Annotated in this window: 16 protein-coding genes; 14 read left to right on the top strand and 2 right to left on the bottom strand. The window is 66.2% G+C overall.

Annotation, left to right across the window (positions count from 1 at the left end):
- Nucleotides 1–309 precede the first annotated feature (309 nt).
- Nucleotides 310–1,416 (top strand): LPS export ABC transporter permease LptF, encoded by a 1,107-nt coding sequence (gene lptF / locus ACFOSU_RS14485; protein ID WP_380690642.1) that lies wholly within the window; start codon nt 310–312, stop codon nt 1,414–1,416.
- On the top strand, nt 1,413–2,477 hold the full coding sequence (gene lptG, locus ACFOSU_RS14480) for an LPS export ABC transporter permease LptG (protein ID WP_380690641.1): 1,065 nt from the start codon (nt 1,413–1,415) through the stop codon (nt 2,475–2,477). Before lptF ends, lptG begins: the two co-directional genes overlap by 4 nt.
- Before the next feature lie 27 nt (nt 2,478–2,504).
- Here the strand turns inward: lptG and ACFOSU_RS14475 are convergent, their stop codons facing one another.
- Together ACFOSU_RS14475 and ACFOSU_RS14470 are read right to left on the bottom strand one after the other, a co-directional pair.
- Nucleotides 2,505–2,930, bottom strand: coding sequence for an RDD family protein (locus ACFOSU_RS14475; protein WP_380690640.1), 426 nt, complete (start codon nt 2,928–2,930; stop codon nt 2,505–2,507).
- Nucleotides 2,931–2,942: 12 nt separating this feature from the next.
- Nucleotides 2,943–4,442, bottom strand: coding sequence for an amidase (locus ACFOSU_RS14470; protein ID WP_380690639.1), 1,500 nt, complete (start codon nt 4,440–4,442; stop codon nt 2,943–2,945).
- Nucleotides 4,443–4,671: 229 nt separating this feature from the next.
- Here ACFOSU_RS14470 and pcnB point away from each other — a divergent pair, with 229 nt between their 5' ends.
- The 12 genes from pcnB (at nt 4,672) to ACFOSU_RS14410 (ending at nt 16,854) form a co-directional block, all read left to right on the top strand.
- Nucleotides 4,672–6,003, top strand: a complete 1,332-nt coding sequence (gene pcnB, locus ACFOSU_RS14465) for a polynucleotide adenylyltransferase PcnB (RefSeq protein ID WP_380690652.1) — start codon at nt 4,672–4,674, stop codon at nt 6,001–6,003.
- A gap of 72 nt (nt 6,004–6,075) precedes the next feature.
- On the top strand, nt 6,076–6,582 hold the full coding sequence (gene folK, locus ACFOSU_RS14460; protein WP_380690638.1) for a 2-amino-4-hydroxy-6-hydroxymethyldihydropteridine diphosphokinase: 507 nt from the start codon (nt 6,076–6,078) through the stop codon (nt 6,580–6,582).
- Nucleotides 6,567–7,220, top strand: coding sequence for a deoxynucleoside kinase (locus ACFOSU_RS14455; RefSeq protein ID WP_380690637.1), 654 nt, complete (start codon nt 6,567–6,569; stop codon nt 7,218–7,220). Before folK ends, ACFOSU_RS14455 begins: the two co-directional genes overlap by 16 nt.
- A gap of 26 nt (nt 7,221–7,246) precedes the next feature.
- The gene (gene panB / locus ACFOSU_RS14450; RefSeq protein WP_380690636.1) at nt 7,247–8,083 is read left to right on the top strand and encodes a 3-methyl-2-oxobutanoate hydroxymethyltransferase; all 837 of its coding nucleotides are present in this window, start codon (nt 7,247–7,249) and stop codon (nt 8,081–8,083) included.
- 12 nt (nt 8,084–8,095) lie between these two features.
- Nucleotides 8,096–8,941: a pantoate--beta-alanine ligase gene (gene panC, locus ACFOSU_RS14445; RefSeq protein ID WP_380690635.1), complete on the top strand. Its 846-nt coding sequence runs from the start codon at nt 8,096–8,098 to the stop codon at nt 8,939–8,941.
- A 79-nt stretch (nt 8,942–9,020) separates the two neighbouring features.
- The gene (panD, locus tag ACFOSU_RS14440) at nt 9,021–9,401 is read left to right on the top strand and encodes an aspartate 1-decarboxylase (RefSeq protein WP_380690634.1); all 381 of its coding nucleotides are present in this window, start codon (nt 9,021–9,023) and stop codon (nt 9,399–9,401) included.
- A gap of 30 nt (nt 9,402–9,431) precedes the next feature.
- The gene (pgi, locus tag ACFOSU_RS14435) at nt 9,432–11,051 is read left to right on the top strand and encodes a glucose-6-phosphate isomerase (RefSeq protein WP_380690633.1); all 1,620 of its coding nucleotides are present in this window, start codon (nt 9,432–9,434) and stop codon (nt 11,049–11,051) included.
- 61 nt (nt 11,052–11,112) lie between these two features.
- Entirely contained in the window at nt 11,113–12,618 is a 1,506-nt protein-coding gene (locus ACFOSU_RS14430) for an NAD(P)H-hydrate dehydratase (protein ID WP_380690632.1), read from the top strand.
- Nucleotides 12,619–13,089: a tRNA (adenosine(37)-N6)-threonylcarbamoyltransferase complex ATPase subunit type 1 TsaE gene (gene tsaE, locus ACFOSU_RS14425; protein WP_380690631.1), complete on the top strand. Its 471-nt coding sequence runs from the start codon at nt 12,619–12,621 to the stop codon at nt 13,087–13,089.
- A 142-nt stretch (nt 13,090–13,231) separates the two neighbouring features.
- Nucleotides 13,232–14,677, top strand: coding sequence for an N-acetylmuramoyl-L-alanine amidase (locus ACFOSU_RS14420; RefSeq protein WP_380690630.1), 1,446 nt, complete (start codon nt 13,232–13,234; stop codon nt 14,675–14,677).
- 240 nt (nt 14,678–14,917) lie between these two features.
- A complete protein-coding gene (locus ACFOSU_RS14415) occupies nt 14,918–15,742 on the top strand; it encodes a TSUP family transporter (RefSeq protein WP_380690629.1) in 825 nt (274 codons plus the stop codon).
- A complete protein-coding gene (locus ACFOSU_RS14410; RefSeq protein WP_380690628.1) occupies nt 15,739–16,854 on the top strand; it encodes an NAD(P)/FAD-dependent oxidoreductase in 1,116 nt (371 codons plus the stop codon). Before ACFOSU_RS14415 ends, ACFOSU_RS14410 begins: the two co-directional genes overlap by 4 nt.
- Nucleotides 16,855–16,991: the final 137 nt, after the last annotated feature.

Genomic DNA, 16,991 nt, shown 5'->3' with positions numbered 1-16,991 from the left:
CGAGCGCTTCGGCTTGCGTTGAAGGCTTGCGGCGATCGAAGATACCCACCACCACGCAGCCGACACGCTGCTTTTCCGGGCTGCCACTTTTGACGAGATATTCCATGAGGTGCTCCTGCAAGACTGACTGTTATGACAGTGAAGCGCGCGCGTGGTTTCCGTGTTTGACGGGAATCGATACCGTCATCGCGCTTTCCGGTTTTCTGTCGAGGTCGCGCAGTTTACCCAAAAATCGGAAAAAATCATCCCCTTTGAGTCACGAAGCCGTATAAATGAATTCTCCAGACACTGCCCGAAACCCGCGTGACCATGCCTAAAGTCATTTTCCGTTATCTATTTGCGGAGGTGGCGCGTACGTGGCTCGTGGTTGCCGGTGTGCTTTTATTTCTGACGCTTGGCCTGGGTTTTGCGCGCTTCATAGCGGACGCGGCCGCCGGCGAGTTGCCGGTTGACACGGTGCTCGCGCTCGCGGTCTTCGGGGCGATCGGAAACTTGGAAATCGTGATGCCGGTGTCGGTGCTGCTTGCGGTCCTGCTCACGCTGGGTCGGTTGTGTCGTGACAATGAAATGGCTGCGCTGCTGGCCAGCGGGGCCAGTTTGCGTACCGTCTATCGGCCGTTTTTCGTGCTCGGCATCGTGGTCGCCGTCATTGCCGGCACCTCATCCATCTTTTTCGCGCCCAAGGCGGAACGCGAGATGCAGCAACTCGGCGCGGCGGGCGCGACCGCGGTGCTGGACAGTGTCGCCCCCGGCCGTTTCACCACGTTTCTCGACGGCGACGCTGCGTTCTACGCCGCCAGACGTGACAGCGATGACGAACTGCGCGACGTGTTCATCCGCGTGGTGCACAACGACCGCGAGGGCCAATCCACGCAGACGGTGGTAACCGCCGACCGGGCGCGCACCCAGACCGATCCGGACAGTGGCCGGGTCACGCTCGTGCTCGACGACGGCTGGCGCTACGAAGGCGTTCCGGGGCACGCCGACTATCGCGTGGTGAAGTTCGCCGAACACGGCGTGCAACTGGCACCCGCACGGGACGCCTCCGCACTCAAGGTCGATGCCCAGAGTTTCGCCACCCTGATCGCCAGCGATGACCCCGAAGCGATCACCGAATGGCAGACCCGTCTGTCGGTGCCGATCTCGATCCTGATTCTGACACTGCTGGCACTGCCGATCGGACGCGTACCGCCGCGCTCGGGCCGCTACGGCCGGGTGATCGTCGGCATTCTGTTCTATGTCATCTATGTCAACGCGGTTCATCTGGCCGGGGTAGCGGTCGAGAACGGCACGATTCCGGGGGTCATCGGCGTGTGGTGGGTGCATGCGCTGGTGCTGGCACTGGCCGTGGTTCTGGTGATGCGCGAGCAGGGCGTATTCGTGCGCCGACGGGCCTCGGCCGGAGCTGCGTCATGAATCTGATCGATCGCTATATCAGCCGCACGATACTCGCGGCCACCGCGATGGTGGCCCTGGTCGTGGGTGCGCTCGCGGCATTGTCGGTGTTCATCGGTGAAGTCGACAGCATCGGTGAGGGCAGCTACGGCTTCGTTCAGGTCATCGCCTACACGCTGCTGCGCATGCCCAGTCATCTGTATCTGGTGCTGCCGGTGATTGCCCTGCTGGGTGCACTGCTGGCGCTGGGCGCGCTGGCTGCCGGTAGCGAACTGGTGGTGGTGCGGGCCTCCGGGGTTTCCATGGCCCGGCTGGCCGGGTCGGTATCGATTGCCGGTATCGTGCTCGCGCTGCTCGCCGTCGGGGTGGGCGAATACCTGGGCCCGGCCGGGGTGCGCACGGGTGACGCGCTGCGCGACAAGGCGGTACACGGGCACGTTGCCGATTCCATCGACGACGGCCTGTGGCTGCGCCAGGGCAACACCGTGGTGCGCATCGACGGCACCCTGCCGGGCGGGCGCATCGACGGACTCGATGTCTATCAGATGTCCGCCGATGGACGTCTCGAGCGTACCGTGGTCGCGGATCGCGCCGTGCTGCACGATCGGAAGCTGGTGATCGAGAAGCCGGCATTCACCACCATCAAGACCGACAGCACCGAGACCGGCACGCCGGACACGCTCTCGCTGGATGTCGATATCGACCCCAAGGTTCTCGATCTGGCGGTCACCGAGCCCAGCGAACTGTCCACGCTCGGGCTGTGGCGTTATATCGACTATCTGCAGGCCAACGAGATCAACGCCGACGACTATCAGCTGGCGTTCTGGCGCAACGTCATCAATCCGTTCACGGTGTGGGTGCTGGTGGTGTTCGCGCTGCCGTTCGCGTTCGGCTCGCTGCGCAGCGCCAGCGCCGGCCAGCGGCTGTTCATCGGCGGTCTGATCGGGCTGGTGTTCTTCCTTGTCAACGAGATCGTGGCATCGACGGGCCCGGTCTACGGCGTGCCGCCGTGGCTGGCAGCGAGCCTGCCGACCGTGTTGCTCGCGGTGGTCACCGGTGCCTGGATGCGGCGACTCAGCTGACGGCCAGGCGGGCGCGTCGGGAACGCCTCAATCGTCCTTGGGTTCGGCGACCACTTCGGTGTTGCTGACGATATCCTGCAGGCAGCGTCGCTGGCCGTCGAAAAGACACCACAGCATGCCCACGATCGACAGCCACGACACCCACGCGGCCGCGTAGCGCAGCACCGCCTGATACCACTGCACCGGACCGCCGTCGGTCGCGCGCAGCCGGATCCGCCACGCCTTCATGCCCAGGGTCTGGCCGCCGTGCATCCAGAACCAGGAAAAGAACAGATAGGGGATGAACAGGAAGTACAGCCGCACCCAGGGGCTGTGACCGTCGACCGCCTGACCCTGGTGAAACGGCAGCAGCAGCATGCCGGAAATGAGCCAGAGCCCGACCAGCAGGAACAGGTCATAGACCGAGGCGGCCAGTCGACGAAGCAGGCCGGCGGGATAAGGCGAGAGTGGCATCGGGCGTTCCAGCTAGAGATCGGGCAAGCGATCGAACCAGGGCGCCGCATTCTCCAGCTGTGCCGCCAGTTGCAGCAAGTCGGCCTCGCTGCCCGGCGCGCCGACCAGCTGACTGCCCAGCGGCAGCCCGGCGTCGGTCATGTGCAGCGGCACCGACATTGCCGGTGTGCCGGTGAGGTTGGCGAGCTGGGTGAAGGGCACGTGCTTGAGGTTTTCGCGCGCGAGCTGCTCGACGATTCCGGATTTGATCAGCGCGCGGCCCGATGCCGGTACGCGCAGCAACGGGCGCAACAGCCTGCGCTGCCAGGCCGGCGTCGCGGTTTCGCCGATGCGCGGCGGCGGCCCGGCCAGTGTCGGCGTGAGCAGGAAATCGTAATCGGCATGGAACACGGCCAGAGCGTGGCGATAGTCCTGCCAGCGGTTGAACGCACTCAGGTACTCGGTGGCGCCGAGCGCGCGCCCGACGTGGGCGATCGCGCGCGTGTCGAGTTCGAAGGCATCGACACCCGCGCCGGTTTCCGCACGCACCGTATCGATGGCGTGGGCGGCATAGACGAACCACATCGACAGAAAGTCCTGGGCCAGTTGCAGGCCGTCGATCGCGGGCGCGGCGTATTCGACGCGATGACCGAGTGATTCCAGCAGTTGCCCGGTGCGTTCGACCGCTGCCCTGGCTTCGGGATGCAGAGGAATATCCAGCGGCGAGTCGGCGAGCACGCCGATACGCAGTGTGCCGGGCGGGGTGGCGATGGCCTCGAGATAAGAGGTCGGCGGCGAGGCCAGACGCGCGATCGCGCCGGGTTCATAGCCGGCGATGCAATCGAGCATTGCCGCGCTGTCACGCACCGAGCGCGTCAGCACGTGATCGACCGACGCGCCGTGCATCAGGTCGCTGCGTTCGGGGCCGCCGGGCACCCGGGCCCGTCCGGGCTTGAGGCCGAACAGGCCGCAGCAGGCCGCGGGGATGCGTATCGAGCCGCCGCCATCGTTGGCCCCGGCCATCGGCACGATGCCGGCAGCCACCGCCGCCGCCGAGCCGCCGGACGAGCCACCGGGGGTATGCTCGCGATTCCAGGGGTTGCGGGTCGCGCCGAAGGCCTCGGGCTCGGTGACGCCCTTGATGCCGAACTCCGGCGTGTTGGTCTTGCCGAAGATGGTCACGCCGCTGGCAATGAAGCGCCGGGTGACCTCGGCGTGGCGTGCCGGCGTGAACTTCGCGTCGCGCAGCGCTTTGTTGCCGTAGCTGCTCGGCTCGCCGGCGTAGTCCTGAAACAGATCCTTGATCAGGAAAGGTACCCCGCTGAAGGGCGCGTCCGGCGAGGGTGGCGCGTCCTGCTCGGCGGCGGCATCGGCGACCGCGTCCATGCGTCGTATCACCGCGTTCAGGGCGGGGTCGACGGCCTGGTATCGTGCGCGCGCCGCCGCCAGTGCCTCGGCCGGGGTGATGTCTTTCGCGGCGATCAGTTCGGCAAGGCCCAGCGCATCGCAGGCAACGTATTCGCTGTGTTTCATGGGGGGATTGCAGGCAATTCAGAAGCCGGAGCTTAGCAGCCGCAGCGCAGCGCGGCCGCCATCCGTTGTAAACTGGCTGGTAAAGACGGATTGTCTGCAGCCGGCGCCACCCGCGTTGGCTGTTTTCGCAACAGGCTGACCCGGCGCCGCTGCGGCGCAACGCGCCAGTCGTATCTGTCGGGCCCGGTTCTGTCTGTAGGCAGCCGGTGCATGAACACGAGAGCGATACATCGACATTTCAATCAATCGGGGCGAAACCATTAACGAACTACGCGTCATCGAGCCGCACGAACACGGCATCGTGCGTGATCAGATCAGTGCGGCCGCGCTGCAGACGCTGGAAGGCCTGCATGATGCCGGCTACCGCGCCTGCCTGGTCGGCGGAGCCGTACGCGACCTGCTGCTGGGCGTGGTACCCAAGGATTTCGATGTGGCGACCGACGCCGAGCCGGAAGCGGTGGTCGGGGTCTTTGGCCGCAAGGCACGGCTGATCGGGCGGCGGTTTCGTATCGCCCACGTACGCTTCGGCCGGGAAATCGTGGAAGTATCCACGTTCCGCGCCGACCCGGGCGCATCGGAGCCGGATGCCGACACACGCGAACTCGACGATGCCGGCCGGGTGTTGCGCGACAACGTGTTCGGCTCCATCGCCGAGGATGCCCGGCGCCGGGATTTCGCCATCAACGCGCTTTATTACGATATCGCCGACGACTGCGTCTACGACTATGTCGGCGGCATGGACGACGTTGCTGCCGGTCGGCTGCGCCTGATCGGCGACGCCGGCGTGCGGTACCGCGAAGACCCGGTGCGCATGATCCGCGCGGTACGTATCGCCGCCAAGCTCGATCTGACAATCGATGAACCCGCCCGGCCGCCGCACGCGCTGGTACCGCTGCTCGCCGACGTGCCGGCCGCGCGCATGTTCGAGGAGATCCTCAAACTGCTGATGAACCCGGCCGGGCCCAAGGTCTTTCGCATGCTGCGCGAATACGATCTGCTCACGCCGTTGTTCGATCAGACCATCGCGGTGCTGGATTCGCCCACCGGCGCGGCCAGCGAAGCGTTGATCGAGCAGGCGATTGCCAATACCGCCGCCCGCATCGATGCGGGCAAGCCGGTCACGCCGGCATTCATCTTCGCGGCCCTGTTGTGGCCCGCGGTGCGCGAACGTGCGGCGACGCTGGAACGCGAGGGCACGCCGCCGGCGCCGGCGCTGGCCAGCGCCCAGAGCCAGGTGGTCGGGCGCCAGGTTCAGCTGGTCGCCATCCCGAAACGCTTCTCCATCCCCATGCGCGAGATATGGCAATTGCAGCCGCGCTTTCATCGTCGGCGCGGCAAGCAGGCGTCGCGCCTGATTGCGCATCCGCGTTTTCGTGCGGCCTACGATTTCCTGCTGCTTAGAGCGCAGACCGGCGAAGTCGACACGGAACTCGCCGAATGGTGGACCCAGGCCCAGGACGATCCGTCGACGCCGACGCCCGGTTCGGGTGCCGGCAGCACGCCGACCAATCGGCGCAAGCGCCGTGGTGGCCGTCGTCGCAAGAGCCCCGAAACGGCCTGAGCCGATGCCGGTTCGCCCCTCTGCGATCCGGCGCGTGGCCCGGTCATTGATAGCGCCGGGGCGTGCGGGCAGATGAGCCCGCCGGCGACTGTCCGCGTGGCGTGGATCGGGTTGGGCAGTAATCTCGAGTCGCCTGCCGATCAGGTGGACACCGCGCTCTCGCGTCTGGCGGCGCATGCGGACCTGGCGCTGCTGGCCGCATCGCCCAAGTATCGGACGACGCCAGTGGGCGGCCCGCCCGGGCAACCGGATTACTGCAATGCCTGCGCCGCGTTCGCGACCGCCTGCCAGCCGCTTGACCTGCTGGCCATCACCCAGGCCATCGAGCGTATTCACGGGCGTGTACGCGACGTGCGCTGGGGCCCGCGCACGCTGGATCTGGATATCCTGGCCGTCGACGCCATGACGCTGTGCTTGCCGGAACTGGTAGTGCCGCATCCGCGCGCCCACGAGCGCGCGTTCGTGCTTGCACCGCTGGCCGACATCGCGCCGGCACTGGAACTGGGTGCCGGCCGGCGCGTGGTCGATCTGCTGGCCGGCACGGGCCGTGACGGCGTCGAGCCGTGGCCGGCGGTATGAAGCCGGGCGCATATATCGCGATCGAGGGGCCGATCGGTGTCGGCAAGAGCACGCTCTGCGCGCGTCTGGCGGCGACCCTGGGGGCGCGCGAACTGCCGGAAGCGCCCGAGGAAAATCCCTTCCTCGGCGATTTCTATGACAACCCCAGAGGGCATGCTCTGCCGGCGCAGCTGTTCTTTCTGCTGCAGCGCGCCCGCCAGATCGACGAACTGCGCCAGACCGACCTGTTCGACGGTGGTTGCGTCGCCGATTTCATGTTCGACAAGGACCCGCTGTTCGCACGGCTGACGCTCTCCGGCCCGGAGCTTGCGCTCTATCACGATATCTACACGCGCCTGTCCTGGCAGGCGCCCACGCCCGACTGCGTGATTTATCTGCATGCGCCGGTGGATGTGCTGATGCGGCGTATCGCCCAGCGCGACCGGCGCGCCGAACGCGCGCTCACCGCCGACTATCTCGCCAGCGTGGTCGCCGCGTACCAGCATTTTTTCGCGGCTTTCGACAGCACTCGCGTGATCCGGGTGGACGCGGCCGCGCGCGATCTGGTGGCCAGCGAACGCGACTATGCGGCGCTGGTCGACGCACTGCACTCCACCGCGCCCCGGATCGATCTGGATGTACCGGCTGGTGATGGCTGAACACAGCAATGGTATAGTCGCGCGCCATGAACACCAGCCCTTATCCGCACCTGCAGCAGCGTGACGCACAGCCGGTCACGATTTCCGATCTGGCCCGCATGAAGGCCGACGGCGAGAAGATCGCCTGCCTGACCGCCTATGACGCCAGCTTCGCCGCGCTCGAGGACCGCGCCGGCGTCGACGTGGTGCTGGTGGGCGACTCGCTGGGCATGGTTGTGCAGGGCGCGTCGACCACGGTGCCGGTGACCGTCAATGACATGGTCTACCACAGCCGCATCACCGCGGCCGGTCTCGGTCGTGCCTTTCTGATGACGGATCTGCCGTTTCTGTCCTATGCGACCAAGCACGACGCGCTGGAGACCTCGCGCCGGCTGATGGGCGAGGGCGCGGCCCAGATGGTCAAGTTCGAGGGCGGCGAGATTCAGGCCAACACGATCGAGCATCTGAGCATGCGCGGCGTGCCCGTGTGTGCGCATATCGGCCTGCAGCCGCAGCTGGTGCACAAGATGGGCGGTTTCAAGGTCCAGGGTCGCGACGGCGATGTCGCCAAGACCATGATCCGGGACGCAAAGCTGCTTGAGGACGCAGGTGCAGACATGATTCTGCTCGAGTGCGTGCCGTCCTCGCTGGGCGCGGAGATCACCGCCAATGCGAAGGTGCCGGTGATCGGCATCGGCGCCGGCCCCGATACCGACGGCCAGATTCTGGTCATCTACGATATTCTCGGCCTGTCGCCGGGGCGCAAACCGCGTTTCGTGAAGAATTTCATGGACGGCGCCGCGTCCCTGGACAACGCGGTGGCGGACTATGTCGCCGCGGTGAAGGACGGCAGTTACCCGTCGCCTTCCCACGCGTTCAAATAGGGCGCTCCTTTTATGCATCTGTTGACGACGGCCGATGCGCTGGCGGTATGGCGAGGCACCGCCACGGGCGTTCTCGGTCTGGTGCCGACCATGGGCAACCTGCACGCCGGCCACATGGCGCTGGTCGAACGTGCGCTGGCGCAATGCGATCGCGTGGTCGTAAGTATTTTCGTCAACCCGCTCCAGTTCGCTCCCGGCGAGGACTTGGACAGCTACCCGCGTACGTTCGACGCCGATCGCGCGGCGCTTGAAGCGGCCGGTGTACACGCCGTGTTCGCACCCAGCGTCGAGCAGATGTATCCGCACGGCGGTGCGAGCGCGACCACGGTGCATGTATCGGGGGTGACCGACATGCTCTGCGGTACCCGCCGGCCCGGACATTTTCAGGGCGTGGCCACCATCGTGACCAAGCTGTTCAATCTGGTGCGTCCGGATTGCGCATTCTTCGGCGAGAAGGATTTTCAGCAGCTGATGGTGATCCGGCGCATGGTCGAAGACCTGTGCATGGGCGTCGAGATCGTCGGGGTGCCAACGGTACGCGAAGACGACGGTCTGGCGCGCTCGTCACGCAATCAGTATCTGGGCGCCGACGAGCGCCGACGCGCGCCAATGCTGGCGGCAGCGCTCGAGCATTGTCGGGAACGCCTTGAGGCCGGGGCGCGCGATTTCCATGCGCTCGAGGCCGACGGCTGGGCGCGGCTTGTCGAGGCCGGCTTCGAACCCGATTACTTCGAGATTCGGGGTCCCGAGCTTCAGGCTCCGCAGACGGATATGCGCCAGTTCCGGGTGCTCTCCGCGGCGTTCATCGGCCGCGCGCGCCTGCTCGACAACGTCGCGGTCTCCGTCCCGGCGACTTAGCCTGAACCGGTGGTGCGAGTTGTCTTTTTTGGTTATTCTCTAAACGTTTTTCGCGCCTTTTTCTTAACCCGGTAATGTCATGCAAATCACGCTTTTGAAAGCCAAATTGCACCGTGCCTGCACCACGCACGCCGAAGTGGACTATGAAGGCTCCTGCGCAATCGACGCGGATCTGCTGGATGCCGCGGGCATCATTGCCTATGAGCAGATCGAGATCTACAACGTCACCAACGGCGAGCGTTTTTCGACCTACGCCATTCGGGCCGAATCGGGTTCGCGAATGATCTCGGTCAATGGAGCCGCGGCCCACAAGGCCAGCCCGGGTGATCGCCTGATCATCTGTGCCTATGCACGCATGGCCGAAGGCGAGGCCCAGGCCCACAAGCCGCATCTCGTGTATCTCGACGAGAATAACGAGATCACGCATACGCGTAACGCGATACCGGTTCAGGCGGCCTGAGCAGCGCTCGGCGGCGCTGGACTGATCCGGGTGAATGATCTGCGACAAACGCCCGCGTGGCGTGAGTTGGGTGTACTCGGCGCCGAGATCGGCCGGGCGCGCGTGGATTCGATGTTCGCGCACGATCCGCAGCGCGCCGAACGCTTCACCCTGTCGGCGGCCGGCATCACCCTCGACTACTCCAAGCAGCGTGTCGACCCGGCGGTGATGGCGGCGCTCGGCCGCCTGGCCGAGCAGCAGCGGTTCCACGATGCGCGCCGGTCGCTGTTCGCAGGCGAGGCGATCAACAACAGTGAAGGCCGGGCCGCCTGGCATATCGCGCTGCGCCGGCCCAACGACGCGCCGCTGCACGACGGCGTGCATGAAGTACGCGCGGCGATGGCGGAATTCGTCGACGATGTACGGCGCGGGCGCTGGCTGGGCTATACCGGCGCGCCGATCAGCGATGTGGTGAATATCGGTATCGGCGGTTCGGATCTGGGCCCGCGGCTCGTGTGCGACTCGCTGGCGCAGCTGCGCCAGCGTATCCACTGTCATTTCGTGGCCAACGTCGACCCGGCCGATCTCGACGACATCCTGATCCGCATGGATCCCGAGCGCACGCTGTTCATCGTCACGTCCAAATCCTTTGGCACTGCCGAGACGCTCGCCAACGCCGAAGTGGCGCGCCAGTGGCTGCTCGACAACGGCGCAACCGAGGCCGATATCTCCAAGCATTTCGTTGCCGTGTCCACCAACAAGGACGCGGTGCGCGAGTTCGGCATCGAGCGCATGTTCGGCTTCTGGGACTGGGTCGGCGGGCGGTTCTCTCTTTGGTCGGCGGTGGGTATCTCCATTGCGCTCGGCCTCGGCATGGATGTGTTCGAGGAGATGCTCGCCGGCGCTCATGCCATGGACAACCACTTCGAGACCGCGCCGCTGGAACAGAACCTGCCGGCCACGCTCGCGCTGGTGGGTATCTGGAACAACAATTTTCTCGGCCTGCCCACGCATGTGGTGGTGCCCTATGCACAGCGGCTGGCCGCGCTGCCGGCTTTCCTGCAGCAGCTGGAAATGGAGTCCAACGGCAAGTCGGTCACCCGTGACGGTGCGCCGACCCAGGTAGAAACCGTGCCCACCGTCTGGGGCAGCGTCGGCACCAATGCCCAGCACGCCTTCTTTCAGATGCTCCATCAGGGCGTGCTCGCGGCGGATGTCGATTTCGTGCTGCCGCTGTCGGCTGCCGGCAGCGCCGACGACGAGCGCGAGCGCCAGCGCGTGGCCAATTGTCTGGCCCAGGCCGAAGCGCTCATGCGTGGGCGTGACACCAAGGCGCTGGTGGCCGAACTGACGGCCGAAGGCCTGTCCGGCACGGCGCTCGAGAAACGCCTCGCCGCGCGTCGCTTTGACGGTAATCGGCCGAGTTCGATGTTGTTGATGGATCGTCTGGACGCACGCACTCTGGGCGCGCTGCTCGCCGCCTACGAGCACAAGGTGTTCGTGCAGGGCGTGGTCTGGAACATCAACAGTTTCGACCAGTGGGGCGTGGAACTGGGCAAGACCATGGCGGGCCAGCTGCTCGGCGAGCTCGAAGAACGTGTCGGCGCCGTGGATCACGACGGCTCCACCGACGCGCTGCTCGCGCGCATACGCCAAGGCTGGAAATCCTAGGCGCCTGTCGGCCCCCGGTTTGCAGAAGCCGTCGACCACGGGCGGGCGTTAGAATGAGTCCATGAGCGAATCCAGCGAATATCTGCCCGAAATCGTCTATGACGCCGAACAGGTCGCGGCCCTCGATGCGCGATTCATCCAGTCATTCGGCATCGACGGCTTCGAACTCATGCAACGCGCGGCGCGCGAAGCCTATGCGGAACTCGCCCACTTCTGGGCCATGCCGGGCCGTATGTGCGTGCTCTGTGGCCCGGGCAACAACGGCGGCGACGGTTTTCTCGTGGCCCGGATGGCGCGCGAAGGTGGCTGGCGGGTACGCCTGATCTGTCTGGTCGACCCGGACAGCTATTCGGGCGATGCCGTGCTCGCAATGCAGTCTTTTACCGACGCCGGCGGCGAGATCGAGGCGTTCGCGGACGAACCGATCAGCGCCGATCTCGTGGTCGATGCGCTGCTGGGCACCGGTCTGAATCGCGACGTGGAAGGCGCGCTGGCCCAGGCGATCGAGCGGATCAATGCGGCCGCCGAGCACGGCGCGGGCGTGTTCTCGGTCGATATCGCCTCCGGCATCGACGCCGGGACCGGGCATGTCTGGGCGCATGCCGTGCGCGCCGACGCCACCGCGACGTTCATCGGCCTCAAGCTGGGCACGCTCACCGGGCAGGGGCCGGCGCATTGCGGAAACCTGTCTTTCAGCGGCCTGGACGCGCCGGAAGCGCTCTACAGCGATCAGCCCTATACCGCGCGGCGACTGACCCACCGCGCGCTGCGTGAGGCGCTCAAGCCCCGTGCGCGCACTGTCCACAAGGGCGACAACGGCCACGTGCTGTGCGTGGGCGGCAATCGCGGCATGGGCGGCGCCATTCGCATGACCGCGGAGGCGGCGCTACGCAGCGGCGCCGGGCTGGTCAGCGTTGCCTGTCATCCGGATCACGCCGGAGCGATGAGTCAGGCCCGGCCCGAACTCATGTGCCGCGGCATCGACGGCGCCGACGATGCCGCCGGCTTGATGGCCGCTGTCGATGTTATCGCGCTCGGGCCGGGGCTCGGCAGCGACGACTGGGCCCACGCGCTCTGGCAGCAGGCCATCGACAGCGACAAGCCGCTCGTCGTCGATGCCGATGCGCTCAACAGGCTGGCGCAGGCGCCACAGACTCGTGACCACTGGATTCTCACCCCGCATCCGGGCGAGGCGGGGCGTCTGCTGGGCTGGAAAACCGCCGAGGTGATGAACGATCGGGTGGCGGCGGTACAGGAGATCGCGCGGCGCTATCACGCCGTCACCGTGCTCAAGGGCGCCGGCAGCCTGATCGCCACGCCCGAGGAACTGTGGCTTTGCACCGACGGCAATCCGGGGATGGCGGTCGGCGGCATGGGTGATCTGTTGACCGGCGTCATCGCCGCGCTGCTGGGGCAGGGGCTGGACCTGAACGATGCCGCGAGCCTCGGTGTCTACGTGCACGCGCGGGCCGGCGATCGGGCCGCGGGCCAGTTGGGTCAGCGCGGCCTGCTGCCGACCGATCTGCTTGATTCGATACGCTATTTCGTCAATCCCGGTCGGGTTTGAATGGCTGTGATGCGGCTGGTCGACGCGGCAGCAACGGATGCGCTCGGGGCCATGGTCGCCCGCGCGCTGATCGGTCACGACGGTGGTCTCGTGGTCTCGCTCGTTGGCGAACTGGGGGCCGGCAAAACCGCGCTAGCGCGCGCCACGCTGCGCGGGCTCGGTCACCAGGGCGCGGTGGTGTCGCCCAGTTATACCCTGGTCGAGCCCTATCCGATCGGCGGCCGGACTTTCCATCATCTGGATCTCTATCGGCTCGGCGATCCGGAAGAACTGGAATTCCTCGGTGTACGCGATATCGATACCGCGCATGACTGGCTGTTTGTGGAGTGGGCCGAACGTGGCGCGGGGTTTCTGCCGCCGGTGGATATGGTCATCGAACTGACGTACGCGAAAACCGGCCGTGACGCGCAGATTCGACCGCTGACCGGGCTCGGCGCGCGTTTTTTCGAGGGGTTGAAAAATACGACATAGGGCCCGCCTTTCAAGTAGATAGAAAGGAAAGGGCGCCTATACTCTGTTTTGATTGGAAAAAAATAGTTGCCTTCTTGTATTTGGCGGCGCTAGTCTTCGCTTGGGACATTTTCCGGCTCGCTGGGGCGAGGGCGAAATCACTATGCGCATGCGCTTGAAATGGCTGGTGTTCGGCCTGTTATCGGGTCTGAGTACCTTGGCAGCGGCTCAGCAGGCCACACTGCAGGACGTGCGCCTGTGGGCGGCGTCCGACAAGACGCGTGTGGTATTCGATCTCGCGGGCGAGACCAAACCCGACCTGTTCATGATCGACAACCCGCTGCGGCTGGTAATCGATCTGCCCGATGCACGCGCGGTGTCCAAGGTCGGCGGCGAGCGCGATGGCAGCGGCCTGATCAAGCGTCTGCGTACCGGGGTCCGCCATGGCACCGATCTTCGCGTCGTGCTCGATCTGGCCGGCAAGGTGAATCCCAAAAGCTTCATGCTCGATCCCGACGCCGATCACGGCTACCGCCTGGTGGTGGATCTGCGTCCATCGGGCAGTGCCGCGAATTCGATCATCGCCTCGACGTCGAACACGAAAGGCGACGGCGGTGCATCGACCGCCAACAGTACGGCCAATGCAATCGCCCAGGTGTCGGACGCGCCGTCACGCCAGCCTGCGGCCGCGCGGGCAGAGCCGGTTGCGCGCACGCCGGTACGGCCATCCAAGGATATCGTGATCGTCATCGATCCGGGGCACGGCGGCAAGGACCCCGGCGCCCATGGCCGCAACGGCACCCGCGAGAAGGATGTCGTGCTGCAGATTGCCCGGCGTTTGAAGGCGATGGTCGACGATCAGCCCAACATGCGGGGTGTGCTCACGCGTGACGGCGATTACTACGTCGGGCTGCGCGAACGCATGGTCGAAGCGCGCAAGGCTAAAGCCGATCTGTTCATTTCCATTCACGCGGATGCGGCCCCGCGTGGCGCACGTGCCACCGGTGCTTCGGTGTATGCGCTGTCTCATCACGGCGCGACCAGCGAACATGCGCGCTGGCTCGCGCGCCGTGAGAACGCGGCCGATCTGGTCGGCGGTGTGAGCCTCAAGGACAAGGACGACAGTCTGGCGTCGTTCATGCTCGACCTGTCCCAGAGCGCGAGCATCGAAGCCAGCCTGGATGCCGGCGACCGCGTGCTTCAGGAACTCGACGGACTCGGTCCGCTGCACAAGTCGAAGGTCCAGCAGGCCGGTTTCATGGTGCTCAAGTCGCCTGATATTCCGTCGTTCCTGGTGGAGACCGCGTTTATCTCGACGCCGTCGGAAGAGCGTCAGCTCGCCAGCGCCAGCTACCAGAGCAAACTGGCGAGCGCGATGCTGAGTGGCATCAAGGGCTATTTCGCCAGTTACCGCCCCTCGACCATCATCGCCCAGGCCCAGGTGCACAAGGTCCGCAGCGGCGAGACGCTCTCCGAGATTGCGCAGCAGTACGGTGTGAGCGTGAGTCGCCTGCGCAGTGTCAACGGCCTGACCGACAACACCATCCGCGTCGGTGCGACCCTGCAGATACCGCCGCCGGGCAACCAGCAGGTCGCCGGCCTGCGCTAGTCTTCGGGACCCGAAGTACGCCGACGCCGAACGACGCTTGATCGGACCGCAGTAACGCCGGCCCTTGACGGCGTCGGCGCCGCCTGCGCGCAATGCCCTTGTGCGCGAGCGATGCGACTCGGCTCGCCAGTGTTGGCGCGGGCGATGGCAGGCTCTAGACTGTAAGCATCGACTGCGCACAGGAGTAGCAATCGTTGTCGTCCGAGCCGCTGGGCCCGGTTTCACCGTGGGAGCCTTGCCTTGGGTCTTGTATTGGGTGTCATTGCCGGTCTGGCGTATGGCCTGTCTGCCTTCGCCGGCGCGTTTCTGGCGCTGCCACTACTGGTGGCCGGCGCGGGTATCGGCTTGCACGCAAGTTTGCCGGTCGCGCTGCTTGCGCTGGGGATCTGCGCGGCGGTTGCCGCGGGTGACGCGGTTCGTGCGCGCCAGTGCGATGTCACGCTGGTCGGTATCTTCCTCGTGGGGGCGGTGCCGACAGCCCTGATCGCCGGCTGGCTTGCGCAACAGCTGCCGGCAAAGGTTCTGGCTACCTTCTTTCTGACCGCCGCGATCGTGTTCGGGCCCCTGCTACTCAATATCGTGCATCGTTTTCGTCATCGCGTGGCACCGTCGCCCGCCGGCTTGTTGCACGCCCCGAAGCGCACATTGACCGAGGCGGCCGCCAGAGCTGACTACCGCGCGCGAGCACGGTTGCGTGTCGCCCTGGCCGGCGCCGGCTGCGGCGTATTGGCCGCGTTCTGTGCCGCGCCCGGTTCGCGTATCGGTTGGCGTGAGCTTGAACGTGAATTGCCGGGTCAACCGTATCTGGTGGTGGGAACGCTCACGTTTGCGGTCGCCGTGCTGGCCGTGCTCGAAGCCGGTCTGCAGTTTGCAGTGGCTCCGGCCGCGCCTGGCTACACCGCCGGCCTGTTCGTGCTGGGCGCGGTGGCCGGCATGGGGCTGGCGCGTCGGATCGTGCCGCGGCCCGCGAACTGGATGAACAACACGGTCGTCGGAGTCGCGGTCATCGTCGGTGCGATCGTCTTGTGGGTCGGGGTCGTGACCGGGTGGCAATTGACGCAATGAGCCGCGTGGTCCTTGTGGGCGCCGGGCATGTGCATATGGCATTGCTCGGCCAGGCAGAACGCCTTCGCGCCGCCGGTCTTGTATTGACGCTCGTGGACCCCGGCAGTTTCTGGTTCGGTGCGCAGCCGGCCCGGGTGATGACCGGTGAGCTGGGTAGCGATGCGTTGCGGGTGTCACTCGGGCGCAGCTGCCGGACATGGGACGTGCACCGTTGCCGTGATCGCGCTATCGGGCTGGATGCGCGCCATCGGCGTGTCTGGCTGGCGGGCGGCGGCAAGCTCGATTACGACCGGGTCTCGTTGAATGTCGGCCAGGAGATCGATGACAGCGGCTTCGATGATCCGGCGGCCGGCGTACGCGTCTGGAGCGCGGCGTCGGTCGAACAGCTGAGTCAGTTGCACGATGCGCTTGCCCACGACTGTGCGCGCGGCGCCCGGCCAAGGGTGGCGATTTTCGGCGATGGGGCGCGGGCGACGGAAATCGCCGCCGGTCTGTCGATGGGTGAATTCGGTCAGCGGCTGCGTCTGGCCTGTTACCTGCCGGGACCGCGCCTGCTGCCCGACGCGCCGGTGACCGTCTCGCGCCGCGCCGCGCGCGTGCTCGGCATGCGCAACGTCGACCTGCTGCCGGATACGGCGATCGTCACCGCGATCGACAGTTGCGTGCAGAGCAGGGACGGACGGCGTTTTCCCGCTGAGCACGTGGTTCTGGCGCGCGGATATCGCGCGGCGCGTTTTGTTCATGCCGGGCAGATGCCCGCCGAGGCCGGCGGCATCCATGTCACGGCGCGACTGCAGTCGCCGCGTGACGAGCGCGTATTCGCCAGCGGTGGTTGCGCGCTGCTGCTGGGGCGGCGCGCCCTGGAACTCGCGGATGTCGAGCGACAGGCGCGTGTGCTGGCGGATAATCTGATTGCCTGTGCGACTCGCCGGCCGATGAAGACATACCGACCGCCTGCGACCGCGCGGGCGGTCGATCTCGCGGAAGGCCGCGCGTTTGCCTGGTATGGCCGGCTCTGGTGGTACAACGCGACCGCGGGGCGCTGGCGTTCGCGCCGGGACGAGGCACTCAGGGCACGCCTGCAGCGGGCGGGGCTCGCTGACGCTTATTAGGAATCCCTGTGGAGGGCCGGCGTCGCACAGATGGCCGAGGCACTTTGTATCGAGGCGAGAGCATTGCCCCGCGGCGGCGTCGCGGGCACGGCCGTCGACCGGATGATGACGCGGCTTTGAATCCGTCCCTTGACGGT

The sequence above is a fragment of the Salinisphaera aquimarina genome (genome assembly GCF_042643355.1).
Lineage (GTDB): Bacteria > Pseudomonadota > Gammaproteobacteria > Nevskiales > Salinisphaeraceae > Salinisphaera > Salinisphaera aquimarina.
This window is presented reverse-complemented; position numbering and strand designations above follow the sequence as displayed.

Excerpts from the sequence above, each read along its gene's own strand:
- lptF (WP_380690642.1), top strand. The coding sequence starts at position 310 with ATGCCTAAAGTCATTTTCCGTTATCTATTTGCGGAGGTGGCGCGTACG.
- lptG (WP_380690641.1), top strand. The coding sequence starts at position 1,413 with ATGAATCTGATCGATCGCTATATCAGCCGCACGATACTCGCGGCCACC.
- ACFOSU_RS14475 (WP_380690640.1), bottom strand. The coding sequence starts at position 2,930 with ATGCCACTCTCGCCTTATCCCGCCGGCCTGCTTCGTCGACTGGCCGCC.
- ACFOSU_RS14470 (WP_380690639.1), bottom strand. The coding sequence starts at position 4,442 with ATGAAACACAGCGAATACGTTGCCTGCGATGCGCTGGGCCTTGCCGAA.
- folK (WP_380690638.1), top strand. The coding sequence starts at position 6,076 with ATGAGCCCGCCGGCGACTGTCCGCGTGGCGTGGATCGGGTTGGGCAGT.
- panB (WP_380690636.1), top strand. The coding sequence starts at position 7,247 with ATGAACACCAGCCCTTATCCGCACCTGCAGCAGCGTGACGCACAGCCG.
- panC (WP_380690635.1), top strand. The coding sequence starts at position 8,096 with ATGCATCTGTTGACGACGGCCGATGCGCTGGCGGTATGGCGAGGCACC.
- panD (WP_380690634.1), top strand. The coding sequence starts at position 9,021 with ATGCAAATCACGCTTTTGAAAGCCAAATTGCACCGTGCCTGCACCACG.
- ACFOSU_RS14430 (WP_380690632.1), top strand. The coding sequence starts at position 11,113 with ATGAGCGAATCCAGCGAATATCTGCCCGAAATCGTCTATGACGCCGAA.
- tsaE (WP_380690631.1), top strand. The coding sequence starts at position 12,619 with ATGGCTGTGATGCGGCTGGTCGACGCGGCAGCAACGGATGCGCTCGGG.
- ACFOSU_RS14420 (WP_380690630.1), top strand. The coding sequence starts at position 13,232 with ATGCGCATGCGCTTGAAATGGCTGGTGTTCGGCCTGTTATCGGGTCTG.
- ACFOSU_RS14410 (WP_380690628.1), top strand. The coding sequence starts at position 15,739 with ATGAGCCGCGTGGTCCTTGTGGGCGCCGGGCATGTGCATATGGCATTG.